9 protein-coding genes are annotated in these 16,045 nt (G+C 43.1%); all 9 read left to right on the forward strand.

Features of this window, described 5'->3' with window-relative positions:
* The first annotated feature begins 45 nt into the window (after positions 1-45).
* Positions 46-1,056, forward strand: a complete 1,011-nt coding sequence (locus tag J2X77_RS11925) for a LacI family DNA-binding transcriptional regulator (RefSeq protein ID WP_209579041.1) — start codon at positions 46-48, stop codon at positions 1,054-1,056.
* Positions 1,057-1,252: 196 nt separating this feature from the next.
* Positions 1,253-3,838, forward strand: a complete 2,586-nt coding sequence (locus tag J2X77_RS11930; protein ID WP_209579042.1) for an alpha-amylase family glycosyl hydrolase — start codon at positions 1,253-1,255, stop codon at positions 3,836-3,838.
* A gap of 11 nt (positions 3,839-3,849) precedes the next feature.
* The gene (locus J2X77_RS11935; RefSeq protein ID WP_209579043.1) at positions 3,850-6,819 is read left to right on the forward strand and encodes a SusC/RagA family TonB-linked outer membrane protein; all 2,970 of its coding nucleotides are present in this window, start codon (positions 3,850-3,852) and stop codon (positions 6,817-6,819) included.
* 11 nt (positions 6,820-6,830) lie between these two features.
* Complete coding sequence (locus J2X77_RS11940; RefSeq protein WP_209579044.1) at positions 6,831-8,426, forward strand: RagB/SusD family nutrient uptake outer membrane protein; 1,596 nt, start codon at positions 6,831-6,833, stop codon at positions 8,424-8,426.
* Between the two features lie 120 nt (positions 8,427-8,546).
* Positions 8,547-9,566: a SusE domain-containing protein gene (locus J2X77_RS11945; protein WP_209579045.1), complete on the forward strand. Its 1,020-nt coding sequence runs from the start codon at positions 8,547-8,549 to the stop codon at positions 9,564-9,566.
* Between the two features lie 6 nt (positions 9,567-9,572).
* Complete coding sequence (locus J2X77_RS11950; protein ID WP_310080924.1) at positions 9,573-11,432, forward strand: glycoside hydrolase family 13 protein; 1,860 nt, start codon at positions 9,573-9,575, stop codon at positions 11,430-11,432.
* 33 nt (positions 11,433-11,465) lie between these two features.
* A complete protein-coding gene (gene pgmB, locus J2X77_RS11955) occupies positions 11,466-12,113 on the forward strand; it encodes a beta-phosphoglucomutase (protein ID WP_310080926.1) in 648 nt (215 codons plus the stop codon).
* Between the two features lie 105 nt (positions 12,114-12,218).
* Complete coding sequence (locus J2X77_RS11960) at positions 12,219-14,528, forward strand: family 65 glycosyl hydrolase domain-containing protein (protein ID WP_310080928.1); 2,310 nt, start codon at positions 12,219-12,221, stop codon at positions 14,526-14,528.
* 99 nt (positions 14,529-14,627) lie between these two features.
* Positions 14,628-15,953 (forward strand): MFS transporter, encoded by a 1,326-nt coding sequence (locus tag J2X77_RS11965; protein WP_209579049.1) that lies wholly within the window; start codon positions 14,628-14,630, stop codon positions 15,951-15,953.
* Positions 15,954-16,045: the final 92 nt, after the last annotated feature.

Below are 16,045 nucleotides of genomic sequence, written 5' to 3' on the forward strand. Positions count from 1 at the left end.
TGTACCCAACAATTATTACATTCGAACAGCAAAGGGAATCTTGATATGTCGCAATTAACAATAGTAGATCTTGCCAAAAAACTCGGCTTGTCAAAATCGACCGTTTCCCGCGCATTTCGGGACAATGTGGATATTAATCCGGCGACCAAAGCCCGGATATTGGCCATGGCCGAAGAAATTGGTTTTTCGCCCAATGTCTATGCAAGCAGTCTGAAAGCAAATAAAAGTCTGACCATCGCAATTATTATTCCCGAATTTGGTAATAAATTTTTCTCGCAGGCAATCAAAGGAATCGAGGCTGTGGCGCGCTCTAAGGGTTATCATACGTTAATTTACGTCACGGATCATCAGGTCCAAAACGAGGCCTCAATTGTACGCTCATTGGCCAATGGACGTGTGGATGGTGTTATTATTTCAGCTTCAGGTGAAGGTAAAGATCATTCGCATTTGCAGCTTTTGGCTGAAAGGGGAATACCGGTTATGTTTTTTGACCGTGCATATGACGACTGGAAGGGCGGATACGTCACAGGTAATGACCTTGATTCTGCTTACTTGGCAACTAAACACTTGATCGATAACGATTGTAAAAGGATTGCTTATCTCGCGATCAATCCGAATGTCTCCATAGGTAAGGTGCGTAAAGATGGCTACGAAAAAGCATTACAGGAAGCTGGAATTCCGATTAGAACGGAACTTATTCTGGATACGGTTAACGATGCCGATCAAAATATGAAAGATATTGCCAGGTTGATCAAACAGGAAAAACCCGATGCCATCTTTGCCGCTGTAGAGCGCCTTGCCATTTCGAGTATACGCGTCGCCAAGCAGCACGGAATCCGTATTCCTGAAGATCTCAAAATCATTTGTTTTTCTTGTCTGGATATAGCCGACCTGATTGATCCTGCACTGAGCGTAGTGAAGCAGCCAGCCTATGAAATGGGCGAATTAGTAACAAAATACCTATTGGAAAAGATGGATAACCCCGAAAATAATAAGTTTGCTAATTCGGTTTATCTTGATTCCCAGCTTATTTTTCAAAAATCTAGTCTGAAATAAGAAAAGAAATATTTGTTTTTTGTTATCCCATTATTTAGCTTTGAATACTCTCGGGAACATTCCCGGAAGTGTTTAAATAATCAATTTGTATATAACTATTGGATAGGGAAATCCAGTAAATCGCAACAAGCGATTTCTTTTTGCCTTGATATCGGGAACGTTCCCAGTATCAGATTCCAAGTAAAGCTAATTATCGATGGGGAAGCATATCTCTCGTTTAATAGGATATTTCTGGCTGATTATCCTCTTATCATCATGTGCAAATAAAAAAGATATCGTGGATGTCGAGCAACCGCCTGTTATTGAACAGCAGGAATCTGGTTTGGTACATCTTGCCGCCCCATTTATCTTTTGGGATCAGGAAATCACGTTGCAATTTGATCTTTCGAAAGGAAATGCTGCGCTAAAAGGTAGCACAGCCGATCTCTACTTACATGCTGGATTGATTTCTGTCAATGGGGGCGGCTGGCAACATGTGGCGACAGACTGGTCGAACAATGAAAACACCTATAAACTTAAATTTGTTGCTGCTGGTTTATATACCTTCACATTTACACCCGCTAAATTCTTTCACCTGAGTAATGGAGGAGAATTTGGTCAGATAGCAATTTTAGTCCGCAATGGTGATGGATCGGTGGTCCAAAGAAACAAAAATAATTCGGATTTATTTCTGCCTCTTGTGGCGACCAATGCACAGGCTATTCGCTTTGTGTCGCCCGCATTGCAACCCACAGATCCCATTGCAACGGATCAATTATATACCGCTGGTGAAAGCGTGAAGCTGAAAGTTCAAGCAACGCAATCGGGAAAAATTAGTATCTGGGACAATGGCGTGCAAATCGCCGCGGCAGATGCCGTTCAGTCGCTGGAAAAATCCCTCCGCTTAGAAAGCGATGGGTTGCACCAACTTGAAGCACGCCTTGAAACTGATGGTCAGGTGACGATGACCAAAATTGCATTATTTGTAGAGGCTAAGCCAGCTATTGCAGTACTTCCAGCAGCAGTTAGTCCTAACGGAACGACGATCAGTAAGCAAAAAGGACAAGTTAGTTTTGCATTGACAGCCCCTTCTAAAAGAAGTGTCTATGTATTGGGCGATTTTAACGGTTATAAAGCTTTGCCCGCGTATGCGATGAGTCAGACACCGGATGGTAAAACCTGGTGGACCACGGTATCAAATGTCGATTTCTCCAAACAACTGACGTATCAATTCTTGGTGGATGGTCAACTTTATATTGCCGACCCCTATGCCGAATTGATCCTTGACCCACAAAACGATGCGTCACTTGGATTGACGGTGGGCGCTGTACCTGCTTATCCTGCAGGTGCACAAGGAATTGTGGGGGTATTGGATCTTCCGGCCAAGTCGTATTCGTGGAATACAGCAGCATTTAAGAAGCCTGTCGAAGGTGACTTGGTCATTTATGAATTGTTAGTCCGTGATTTTGTCAAACAGCATCAGTATACCACACTCAAGGATTCCTTGTCTTATTTAAAGCGCTTAGGGGTGAATGCTGTTGAATTGATGCCTGTTCAAGAATCGGAAGGAAATTCCACCTGGGGCTATAATCCTTCTTTTCATCGTGCGTTGGATAAATATTATGGCTTGAAAAATAACTTCAAGGCCTATGTCGACGCTTGTCACGAAAACGGTATTGCCGTTATTTTAGACGTTGTTTTTAATCATGCTTTTGGTCAGTCGCCACTTGTACAGCTTTATTTTGAGCAGGGTAATGTAGCTGGAAGCAGCCCATGGTTCAATACGGTTGCTAAGCATCCGTTTAATGTAGGCTTCGACTTTAACCACGAAAGTGTTTATACACAGAATTTTGTGAAGGATGTGTTGACTTATTGGATGCAGGAATATAAAATCGATGGTTTCCGATTCGACTTATCCAAAGGTTTTACGCAGAAAAATTCGGGTACGTCAGAAAGTGATTTAGCTGCCTGGGATGCGTATGATGCATCGCGTGTAGCCATTTTGAAGCAATACCAGCAGCATATTCGCAACATTGATCCGTCGTGTTATATTATTCTGGAACATCTCGGTGGCGATCAGGAAGAAATGGAACTGGCGCAATCGGGCATGTTGCTTTGGAATAATATGAATCATGCCTTTAACGAAGCGGCGATGGGATGGACCGCCAACAATGGTTCTGATCTCGGAAGATTATTTGCTTCCGGTCACGGCATGGCACAGCCTTCTTTTGTGTCTTATATGGAAAGTCACGACGAGCAGAGACTCCTGTTTAAGTGCTTAAATTATGGAAACTTATCGGGCAGCTATAACATCAAGAATCTAGGTACTGCACTAAAACGTATGGAACAGGCAGCTGTGTTTCTATTGGCTTCACCAGGACCTAAGATGATCTGGCAGTTTGGTGAATACGGTTATGATGTTTCTATCGATGAAAATGGCCGCACAGGTGAAAAGCCTTTGTTGTGGAGCTATCTCCAACAAGACGATCGCAAAAAGCTCTTTGAGACCTATGCGCAACTCACTCGTTTCAAAACCAAAAACAGCATTTTCCAAAACGGGACAGTCGTCACATCGGCGATGAAGGATGCGGTTAAATATTTTGTACTGGAAAAGGAAGGACAACAAGTAGGCGTACTTGGAAATTTTGGGGTAGAAAGTACTGCATTTGCATTGCCACAGGCACTACAAAAGCATTGGGTCGATAATTTTACGGGAAAAGAATTCGACTGGTCCGGTCAGTCAACATTGACACTCTTGCCAGGCCAATACCAATTGATAAGCAAAACAAAACTAAATAAATAAACAGTTATTTTATGAACAAACAGCTATTACGTCCATTTTGGACCTTGAACCTGCTTCTTGGGGTAAGTGCTTCGGCAATAGCCCAACAGGCTACGCTTCAAGGGCGAATAATGGACCAAAAAGGGAGTGCCTTGGTTGGTGCCACAGTGCGCTTCGAAGATATTCAAAGATCGCTGTCTACCACAGCGAATGGGGATTTTAGCTTGGATAGACTTCAAACGGGGAAATTGCGTCTCAAGGTGAGTATGGTAGGTTATGCGACTTTGGATACGTTGATTCAGGTAAAGGAGGGACGAAATCCTTTAAGCTTATACCTGAAGTCCAATACAAGTGCTTTGGAGGAAGTTGTTGTGATTGGTTATGGTACACAAAAGAAGAGCGAACTGACGGGATCCATCAGCACAGTAAGTGCCAAGGATTTTCAAAAGGGACAAATCACTTCGCCCGAGCAACTGATTATGGGTAAAGTGCCGGGGGTTCAGATCACCACCAGTGGTGGGCAACCGGGTGCAGGAAGCACAATCCGTATTCGTACAGGGGCTTCATTGAATGCCAGCAACGATCCACTTATTGTTGTTGATGGCATTCCATTGGCTGGTGGTTCGGTCTCTGGGGTAGCAAACCCGTTAAGCTTGATTAATCCAAATGATATTGAGACTTTTACAATATTGAAAGACGCCAATGCCACAGCCATCTATGGCTCGCGAGCGTCGAATGGTGTTATCTTGATTACAACAAAAAAGGGCAGTCGCTCGGGCACGCAGATCAACTTCTCGACACAGAATTCACTGGCTACCGTAGCCAATAAAGTAAAGCTACTCAACGCTGATCAAATCCGTGACTATGTCAATACAAATGGCAGTGATGCCATGAAAAAACTGTTAGGAACAGCCAATACCGATTGGCAGGATGTGATCTATGGCAATGCATTTACCACAGACAATAACGTTAACATTGCTTCGAAGGCAGGAAATATGCCCTACCGTATTTCTGCGGGATATATGAATCAGGATGGGGTACTGAAAAATGATAACTTGAAGCGAACTACTGCTGCATTGGCCTTAACACCAAAATTTCTGGACAATCATCTTTCATTGGATGTGAATGTACGTGGTACGTGGTCAAAATCTAAATTCGCGACTCAGGATGCAATCGGTACAGCCATTCAGTTTGATCCTACACAGCCGGTCTATGTAGATGATGAAAATAGTTTTGGAGGGTACTACGAGTGGATTCAGGGCGGGAAACCTAATCCCAATGCACCGCGAAATCCTTTGGCCTTATTGGACCTACGCAAAGATAATGGCGATGTGTTTAGAAGTATTGGAAATGCGAAAGTGGATTATAGTTTTCACTTCCTGCCAGAGTTGCATGCCAACTTAAACGTCGGATACGATCTGGCACGTTCAAAAGGCAACACATTCACGCCAGCGATCGCTGCACGTAATTTTAACGAGGGTGGTGAGCGAACCCAATATAAAACCGATATCAACAATAAAACCCTTGAGTTTTACCTCAAATACGACAAAGAACTGCCGGCAATAAAAAGCAATATTGACGCAACATTGGGGTATGGCTACTATAAAAATAGTAGTAAGGTTTATAATTTTAACCGTACAAATGCAGAAGGTGATAAGATCCTAAATGAGCCAACACGGCCGTTTGATAGACCTGAAAATCTGTTGATCTCGTATTATGGTCGTTTGATCTATACTTATGACAATCGCTATGTTGTGTCCGGAACATTGCGCAGCGATGGTTCATCACGTTTTAGTCCTGACAATCGTTGGGGTTATTTCCCATCTGTTGGATTTACCTGGCGGGCAAAGAACGAAGGATTTTTAAAAGAAGTCTCTTCAGTTTCAGAATTGAAACTTCGTTTAAGTTATGGAAAAACGGGACAGCAAGATGGTATCGCCAATTATTCTTATCTACCTAATTATACCATTAGTGGCAATGAATCGATGTATCGCTTTGGTGATGAATATTTTTATTTGAATTCTCCTGTTGCCTATGATCAAGATATCCGTTGGGAAAGTACAACGACCTATAATGCCGGAGTCGATTTTGGTTTTGCCAATAATTTATTCTATGGTAGCATAGACTATTACTCCAAGAAGACCAAAGACCTGCTCAGTACCATTCCAGTTCCTGTAGGATCAAACTTTAGCAATTTCCTGTTGACCAACGTTGGCAATATGGAAAATCAGGGTTTGGAGTTTAACTTGCATTATGTCCCCGTGAAAACTGAAAGTTCATCGTTGGATCTTGGTTTCAATTTGACTTACAACAGAAGCAAGGTGACAAACCTGACACAGAGCGATGATCCGAATTTTATCGTCGAGACTGGTGGTATCCGTGGGGGGACAGGTGGCAATATTCAGGCACATAAAGTGAACTTCATGCCAAATAGTTTTAATGTGTTTCAGCAAGTATATGATGAACAAGGGCATCCTGTTGAAGGCGTCTATGTTGACCGTAATGGGGACGGGGTGATCAGCGATAACGATCGTTATCTGTATAAATCACCTTTACCAAAATATCTTTTAGGTTTTACTGCAGCATATAGTTACAAAAAATGGTCTGCAACAACCGTTTTGCGTGCTAACCTAGATAACTATGTGTACGATAATGTTTCTTCCAACCTAGGTAGTGGTGCGAATGTCAGTGATCAGGCAGTATTGGTTATCAACAATGCGACGGTGGACTTTTTGAACACCAATTTCTTGCTTAAACAGCTGCAAAGTGATTACTATATCAAGAATGCTTCGTTTTTGAAAATGGATAACGTCAATCTGAGTTACAATCTTGGAAAATTTATCCGAAACAGTAATGCTTCGATGTCTATTTCTGCAACGGTACAGAATGTATTTACGATCACCAAGTATAAAGGGGTTGATCCGGAAATATCCAATGGTATAGATGACCGTTTCTATCCCAGACCAAGAACGTACGTGGTGGGTGTTAATGTAAGTTTTTAAACAATATGACAATGAAAAAATTAAATAAATATATAGGCGTTTGCTTGCTTGCTGTCGCATTGAGCAGCTGCCACAAGGATTTGGACTTAAAACCGACCAACGATGTTACCGCAGATGTTGCTTATAAGGATTTTCAGGGGTACACTTCCTCTTTTGCAAGATTATATGGATCATTGACCCTCACCAGTACTTCGGGACCTAATAATTCCGATCTGGGTGGATTGGATGCAGGCACGTCTGATTTTTTGCGTCTTTTTTGGAATGCACAAGAACTGACAACGGATGAGGCTGCTTGTGCATGGCTGAATGACCCTGGCATCAGTGGGTTAGATTATCTGAATTTTGATGACAGCAATCCTATGCTGCGGGGCCTTTATACGCGTTGTGTTTATAGTGCCACACTCGTTAACGAATTCTTAAGAGAGAGTACAGATGCTAAATTGGCTGAAAGAGGTATCTCGGACACTGATAAAGAGGAGATTGCTTATTATCGCGCTGAAGCGAGATTTTTGCGGGCTTATAACTATTGGGTACTCCTTGATTTATTTGGCAATCCCCCATTTGTAACCGAGGAAACCCCTGTTGGTAAAGTTTCTCCACCGCAGATTAAAAGGCCTGAGCTTTTTGCGTATGTGGAGAAAGAGCTATTGGAAGTAGCAGGTCAGCTAAAAGCTCCGAAACAGAATGTCTATGGTCGTGTGGATCAGGCGGCAGCCTGGGGATTGTTGGCTCGCTTATACCTCAATGCTGAAGTGTATTTGGGAGCAGGTAGTAAGAAATATACTGAAGCGATTACGTATTCGGAAAAGGTCTTGAATTCGAACTATAGTTTGGGCAGCAATTACCGGGAGCTGTTTTATGCAGACAATGACGTGAACAATCCGGAATTTATTTTTTACCTGCCTTACGATGGAACCAAGACGCAGAGCAAAGGCGGGACAACATATCTAATCAATGCGGCAATAGATGCGACAATGAATCCGACATCTTTCGGTGTACCGGGTGGAGGTTGGGCCGGAAATCGCACTCGTGATAATATTGCGACTATTTTTGGTGATTATTCTGGCGAAACAGATAAACGTGCCATGTTCCATTTAAATACAAGCGTTAAAATTGAAGATATCGCTGTTTATAAACAGGGATTGGCAGTTACCAAATTCCGTAATGTGAACAAGGATGGTAAAACTGCTCCTCCCGCGGCCGAAGGTTTCGTGGCATCTGTTGACTTTCCGTTGATCCGTTTGGGAGAAATGAACCTGATCTATGCAGAGGCAACTTTACGGGGCGGTGCTGGTGGTACTGTGGCGAAAGCACTCGACTATGTAAACAAATTGCGTGTGCGTGCCTATGGCAACAACAGTGGCAACTTGGCTAACCTTTCCTTAGATGGTATTTTAAATGAACGTGTGAAAGAATTATACTGGGAAGGATTTAGACGTTCGGATTTGATCCGTTATGGCAAATTTACAGGTGATAATTATCTCTGGCCTTTTAAGGGTGGTGTGCTCGCAGGCCAGGCAGTTGCTGGGTATAGAACACTGTTCCCACTTCCTGCTTCGGATATTATTGCGAACGCGAACCTGGTACAAAACCCAGGATATAATTAATCAATACCTGTAATAGACAATTGTTGACTGATGAAACTGGGCAATACAGATTGGTCTGCGCATAAGCGGCTGACGATTGAACCTTGCTTTCATCAGCTATTGAAAATATAAATCAAACAGATGAAAATTAGACACTATATTGGAATCCTGCTGCTACTTATGGTGGCATTCCAGAGTTGTAAAAAAGACGAGACCCGCGCTATATTGGCGAGCGGTGAGGGCATACAGCCAGCCAGTTTAAGCCTTGATAAAAATGACATCGCCTTATCAAAAGATAATGCAGGTGATACGGTGCTGCACCTTTCAGTAGTGCCCGCTGATTTTGGATTTCAGGCAGCGGTAACGAATGTTCTTCAGTTTGGACTTAAAGGGGACAATTTTAAAACTGTGAAGGAAGTGGTCATTCCTAGTGGTCGTACCGCGCTAGGTTTTACAGGTTATGAACTGAATAGCTATTTACTCGCTCTTGGCGTTCCAACAGGAACAGTATCGGAATTTGATGTACGTCTCAAGTCGAGTATTAATTCGAAAATTACAGTAGTGTATTCGGCTTTAGCTGGCCTGAAGGCGATCCCTTTTGCTTCGACTAGCTATTTGTATGCCATAGGAGCCTATGAAGATTGGGTTGAAGCTAATGCTGAATCGTTGATTTCGCCAACGAGCAATGGAATCTATACAGGAATAATCAATTTTCCGGAAGGAAAATTAACATTTAAACTGACCCCTGAACGGAATTGGAGCAATTCGTATGGAGAGACCGAGCCAGGTAAAATAGTTTATAATGGAGGTCAGGACATCAAAGCTCCACGTGCCGGTAATCTTGAATTGGAAGTAAATACAACAGCCAACACCATTTCTTACAAAGACCATAGCTGGGGTATTATTGGTAGTGCCTCACCGAAGGGATGGGATGCCGATACGGATATGAAATACGATAACGCCAATCAGGTTTGGAAACTCACAGTAAGCTTGACTGCAGGCGAGATTAAATTTCGTAAAAACCGCGACTGGGGAACCAATTTTGGTGGTGCAAATGGAACACTAGCCGCTGGTGGTGCAAATATCGCTGTTGCCAGCGCAGGTACCTACGATATTGTGTTGAATTTAAATGCAAATACCTATACGTTGACAAAAAAATAGTAGCTCATGTTAAAAGTAAAGAGAAAGATTGCCCTAGTATTCTTGGCGCTAACACTTGTAGGATGGATCCCCCTAATGGGGCAGTCCATCCAACGCGTAGAACCCTTAAACTGGTGGGTAGGCATGGAAAATCCGACCTTGCAGCTCGTTGTATATGGGCCTCAAATAGGTAAAAGCGAGGTAGAGGTAGAGGATAAAGGTATAGAGCTTGTTAAGGTCAATCGTGTAGAAAATCCCAACTACCTGTTTTTGGATGTCAGGGTAGCTGCCTCGGCCAAACCAGGATGGTCAACGTTTACCTTTCGTCAAGGAAAGAAAAAACTGACCCATCGTTATGAGTTGAAGCAAAGAGATCAAAAAGTAAAAGCACAAGGCGTGAACAGTTCCGATTTGATCTACCTGATCATGCCCGATCGTTTTGCGAATGGAAATAGAGCAAATGATCAGGTGAAGGGCATGTTGGATATGAGCTTAAACCGCGATTCGATGTATCTGCGTCATGGTGGTGATCTCGAGGGTATTATCGGTAAACTGGATTACCTACACGATCTTGGCGTGACATCGTTGTGGTTGACACCAGTGTTGACCAATGATATGCCACAGGCTTCTTATCACGGGTATGCCAATACCGAAACCTATCATATCGATCCGCGTTTTGGTAGCAACGATACTTATGTACAATTGGCCGACGAACTGCATAAACGTCAGATGAAATTGATCTTTGATGTGGTACCTAATCATATAGGGAGTTATCATTGGACAGTGAAGGATAAACCGATGGCTGACTGGCTCAATGAATGGCCGACCTACACGCAGACTTCCTACAAAGACCAAACTGTTTTTGATCCCTATGCATCTGCAGACGACAAAAAGAAAATGGTCAAAGGATGGTTTGTTCCCACAATGCCCGATATGAATGAGCAGAATCCTTATGTTCAAAATTATTTGACGCAAAGTCATATCTGGTGGATAGAGACCGCGGCAATAGATGGATTCCGCATCGACACCTATCCGTATAATGATCTTGATTTTATGAGTCAATGGACAGACCGCATCCTGCAGGAGTATCCAAAATTCACCTTTTTTGGTGAAACGTGGGTCCATGGTGTTGCTAATCAAGCTTATTTCCTAGGCGGAAAGCGGGTTGGCCAAGATGTGGATTCCAAGTTGATGGGGGTAACGGATTTTCAACTTAACTATGCTATAGGGGATGCCCTTAACCAAAAGACCGAATGGACTACAGGTGTGAATAAATTGTATGCAACTTTGGCTTCCGACTATCAGTATCCGCAACCTGAGCGTAATGTACTTTTCCTGGACAATCACGATAAAGATCGCTTTTTATCCGTCGTTGGGGAAAATGTGCAGAAGTACAAATCGGCACTGGCCTGGCTGATGACGACTAGAGGTATTCCACAGTTATACTATGGTGCGGAGATTCTGATGAAAAATTTCTCCAATCCCGATGGTTTGTTACGGGAAGACTTTCCAGGTGGTTTTGTGGGCGACAAAATGAATAAGTTTAGCCCCGAAGGCCGGACTAAGGCAGAGCAGGATATGTGGACTTTTGTTCAAACGCTAGCCAATTATCGTAAACAGCATACTGTATTACAGACTGGTAAAACGATGCAGTATGTGCCCGAAGATGGCGTGTATGTGTATTTCCGCTACAACGAACAACAGACGGTTATGGTAGTCATGAACTGCAATGATACCACCAAGGCACTCAAATTGGATCGCTTTAAGGAGAGAAACAGCAAGGTGAAATCCTATGTTGATATTATCCAAAAACAGGAAATCGCTCCAGCTGACAATACCTTGCAATTAGAAGCTTACGAGACTAAAGTGATGGAGCTTAAGTTTTAATACAATTTAAAATTCTACAGAATTTATTTTTCAATGATTAATTATAATAATGTAAAGGCCGTAATATTCGATTTGGACGGTGTGTTGGTGGATACAGCAGTCTACCATTTTGAAGCGTGGCATCGATTAGCGGAAGGCTTGGGCTATTCGTTCAGCACGGTTGACAACGAGCAGCTGAAAGGTGTGAGTCGCGTTGAATCTCTGGAGCTGATTTTGAAATGGGCTGGACTGGAGAAGTCTAAAAGCGAAAAAGAAGCATTGCTGCAGCAGAAAAATGATTGGTATCTGGAATTGATCGAGCAGCTTAGTCCAGTACATTTACTTTCGGGCAGTTTGGAACTATTGCAAAAACTGGAGGAAAGAGGAATTAAAATTGCTCTTGGTTCGGCTAGTAAAAATGCGTTGGGCATTCTTGAAAAAACCGGAATTGTCGGTTATTTCGATGCCTTGATTGATGGGAATGCTGTTCAGCTTTCCAAACCTAATCCCGAAGTTTTTTTAAAAGGCGCCGACGCATTGGGGATAGCGGCATCAGCATGTTTGGTGTTGGAAGACGCCCAGGCTGGGATCGATGCCGCTAGGGCAGCTGGCATGCAGGTTATCGGTATCGGAGAAGCCGAAAACCTCAAAGGAGCAGATTTGGTCGTAGCTGACTTAGGGAGATTAGTAGAGAAATTTTAGATTAAACCAGCAAATTACCTTTTGACAACGGTAAATGAATCGCGTTAAAAATAACGCAAGGATTTTTTACACTGGAGTTCAGGAGGTGTTGAAAACAAGAAATCAATGAAGATATATATCAAACATAACCCTTGGCAGATTATTGAGGATACGTTTCATCCGGAGCATAATGAATTTTCGGAAAGTATCTTTGCTATTGGCAACGGTCGGATGGGGCAAAGGGCTAATTTTGAAGAAGAATTCAGTGGAAAATCATTACAGGGATCTTATTTGGCGGGAATTTATTATCCCGACAAAACGCGTGTGGGCTGGTGGAAAAATGGGTATCCAGAATACTTCGCCAAGGTCATTAATTCTGTGGACTGGATTGGCCTGGATATCCGAATTAACGGACAAGTGCTTGATTTAGCCAAAGTAAATGTCAAATCTTTTGAACGCCGCCTCGATATGCAGCAGGGTGTTCTATACCGTAGCTTTGTTGTTGAAATGGCAGATGGTGCTCAGATTAAAATCCAGGCAAGCCGGATGTATCACTTGTTTGCTTCTGAAACGGCATCTTTGCAATACAGCATAGCGGCACTTTCGGGCGATCTTACGCTCGAGGTTGTGTCGCGTTTAAATGCACAGGTGATTAACCGGGATAGCAACTACGATGAAAAATTCTGGGAAAGCATTGACCAGGGAAAGTCTGGGCCTGGTGTTTTTGTAGCTGCCCGAACCAAGAAAACTGGTTTTGAAGTTTATGCGATGCTCGAGACCACTGTAAGCACCGGGTCAGTGGTACGATCAGCAGACGAAACGGTAACGCGCCCAGGCTGTATGGCAGAAGTCTACACTCTTAATCTGCCTAAATCACACATTTGTAGGATAGAGAAGCGTGTCGCCATTGTTACTTCACAAAATCATGCGGTTGCTCAATTGCAGGAAGTTGTTCAGGATCATTTGCAGACACTAAAACAATTTGATTTTGATGAGTTGAAGGAAAAGCAAGCGGCCGCATGGCACGTGATATGGTCAGAAAGTGATATTGAAATCAGTTGTGATGTTGCTGCACAGCAAGCCATAAGGTATAATATTTTCCAGTTGAATCAAACTTATACGGGTGAAGACGAGCGACTTAATATTGGGCCAAAAGGATTTACGGGAGAGAAGTATGGCGGTGTTACTTATTGGGATACCGAAGCATACTGCATCCCATTTTACCTTGCGACGCAATCGCCAACGATCGCACGTAATTTGTTGATTTATCGTCATCAGCAATTGGATAAGGCTATTGAAAATGCCGCAAAACTCGGCTTTGGACATGGGGCAGCCCTCTACCCCATGGTTACGATCAATGGGGAGGAGTGTCATAACGAATGGGAGATCACCTTTGAAGAAATCCACCGCAATGCAGCCATTGCGTTTGCGATCTACAATTATGTGCGTTATACGGGTGATGAGGCATATATTTGGTCGCACGGACTGGAGGTTTTGGTTGCGATTAGCCGATTTTGGGCACAGCGCGTCAATTGGAGTGCTGAACGTGAGCAATATGTGATGTTGGGGGTGACTGGACCAAATGAGTACGAGAATAATGTAAATAACAACTGGTATACCAATCGTATGGCTACTTGGTGTCTGGAATATACACTAGAATGTTTAGAAAAATTGGCCCAGCAGCAATCCGACGTGGTGAGCACAGTGGAAGCGAAGTTGGAAATTAGACTGGAAGAGCAGCAAAAATGGCAGCATATTATTGCCAAGATGTACTACCCTTTTGATGCGAAACGAAACGTGTATTTGCAGCAAGATGGCTTTCTGGACAAAGAGCTGATTCCTGTGGCACAACTTGATCCGTTGCAACGTCCGATCAACCAGCACTGGAGCTGGGATAGGATTCTACGTTCCTGTTATATCAAACAGGCCGATGTATTGCAGGGTTTTTATTTTCTTGAAGATCAATTCGATGTGGACACTATCGGTCGGCATTTTGAATTTTATGAGCCATTGACCGTGCATGAGAGCTCACTTTCTCCCTGTGTACATGCGATATTGGCGGCTAAACTCAATAAAGCGGAAAAAGCATATGAGTTTTACCTACGGACTTCACGTCTGGACCTGGATGATTACAACAACGATACCGAAGATGGTCTGCATATCACCTCGATGGCCGGTACTTGGATGACGATTGTGGAAGGTTTTGCGGGTATGCGAATTAAGGACGGAAAATTGTATCTGAACCCAATGTTGCCCAACGAATGGGAAGGCTATAAATTCCGGGTATTGTTTCGCGGCGCGACATTGTTGATTGCTGTAGATCGGGTTGGTTATTCGATCGATAATATCAGTGATACTGCAGCGCATATCCAGACCGTAACTGGGGCTTTCGTATTAGCTGGAAAATGTAGCATTCGGGTGTCGAACGATCGGTAAATCAATATTTTCAGCAGCTTAGAAAAGGATTCTTATGCTGCTGAATCGCGATTAAATGATAATTAAATTGTATTTTGTGTTAAATTTTGATAGCCTATTATGGGAAAAAAACCTGAATTAAACATAAGCCAGGTCATCAATATGAGTTTTGGATTTTTGGGGATACAAATGGGGTTTGCGCTTCAGAACGGCAATGCTTCGCGTATTCTTCAAACCTTTGGTGCCGATGTGGAGCACTTGTCGTTATTCTGGCTCGCGGCGCCAATAACGGGTATGATTGTTCAGCCCATCGTTGGCCATTATAGCGATCGAACCTGGAATAGGTTGGGACGTCGTCGCCCGTATATTTTGGTGGGTGCCCTGTTAACTACCCTGACGTTATTTTTAATGCCTAATGCGGCATTATTTACCACGATGCTGGCACCACTTTGGATAGGAGCGGGGTTATTGATGTTTATGGATGCTTCTATTAATGTCACCATGGAGCCTTTTAGGGCCCTGATCGGCGATAATTTACCAAGTAGTCAACGGAGTGTAGGATTTTCGGTACAGACTTTTCTAATTGGTGTCGGAGCTGTTTTAGGATCGTTGCTTCCGTTTATATTGACGAAGTATTTTGATGTGGCAGGAACTTCGGAAGTGGGGCAGGTACCAAGCAATGTTATCTACTCATTTTATTTAGGTGGCTTTGTACTGCTTTTGTCAGTATTATGGTCTGTATTCAAAACTACAGAGTATTCGCCAACAGAACTTCAGTCTTTTTCAGATGCTATTTCAATAGACCAGGCATCTGCGCCTAAATTTGGTTTGCGATCTATTGCGAGTGATATCGGCAAAATGCCCCTGATTATGCGCAAGTTAGGCTGGGTGCAGTTTTTCTCTTGGTTTGCACTTTTTATGATGTGGGTATATACAACTCCAGCGATTGCAGATTCGGTCTTTTATCTTCGAGAAGGAAGTCGGCAGGATCTTTATATGGAGGCCGCCAATTGGGTGGGGGTACTCTTCGGTATTTACAATGGCGTGTCGGCCCTTTATGCCTTGTTTATTCCGCGGATCGCTAAACGTTTAGGTCGTAGTAAAACCCACGCCCTGGGTCTTTCCGTTGGCGGGCTTTCGCTCATTTCGTTATTCCTGATCAGAGATGCTAATTTATTGATTGTTCCGATGATCGGCATTGGTATAGCTTGGGGTAGTATTTTAGCAATGCCCTATGCCATTTTAAGCGATCATTTGCCCGCTGGTAAAATGGGAGTTTATATGGGACTGTTCAATTTCTTCATTACGCTGCCTCAGATTGTGTGTGGTTTTTTTGGTGGAATGATCATCAAATATTTATTTCATAGCCAATCCATCTATGGCCTGTTGTTAGCCGGAGTATTTATGTTGCTGGCAGCATTCTTTGTTCCTAAGAGTAAACAGTAAGGTGTTATCGTAGACGTATAGGGCTTTTTGCGTCTACGATTTTTTGTCCTTCCTTTGAGCCTTTCCATTCAAATTGTTACGAATGGCAGGTT

Origin of the sequence: Sphingobacterium sp. 2149 (genome assembly GCF_031455655.1) — a bacterium.
Lineage (GTDB): Bacteria > Bacteroidota > Bacteroidia > Sphingobacteriales > Sphingobacteriaceae > Sphingobacterium.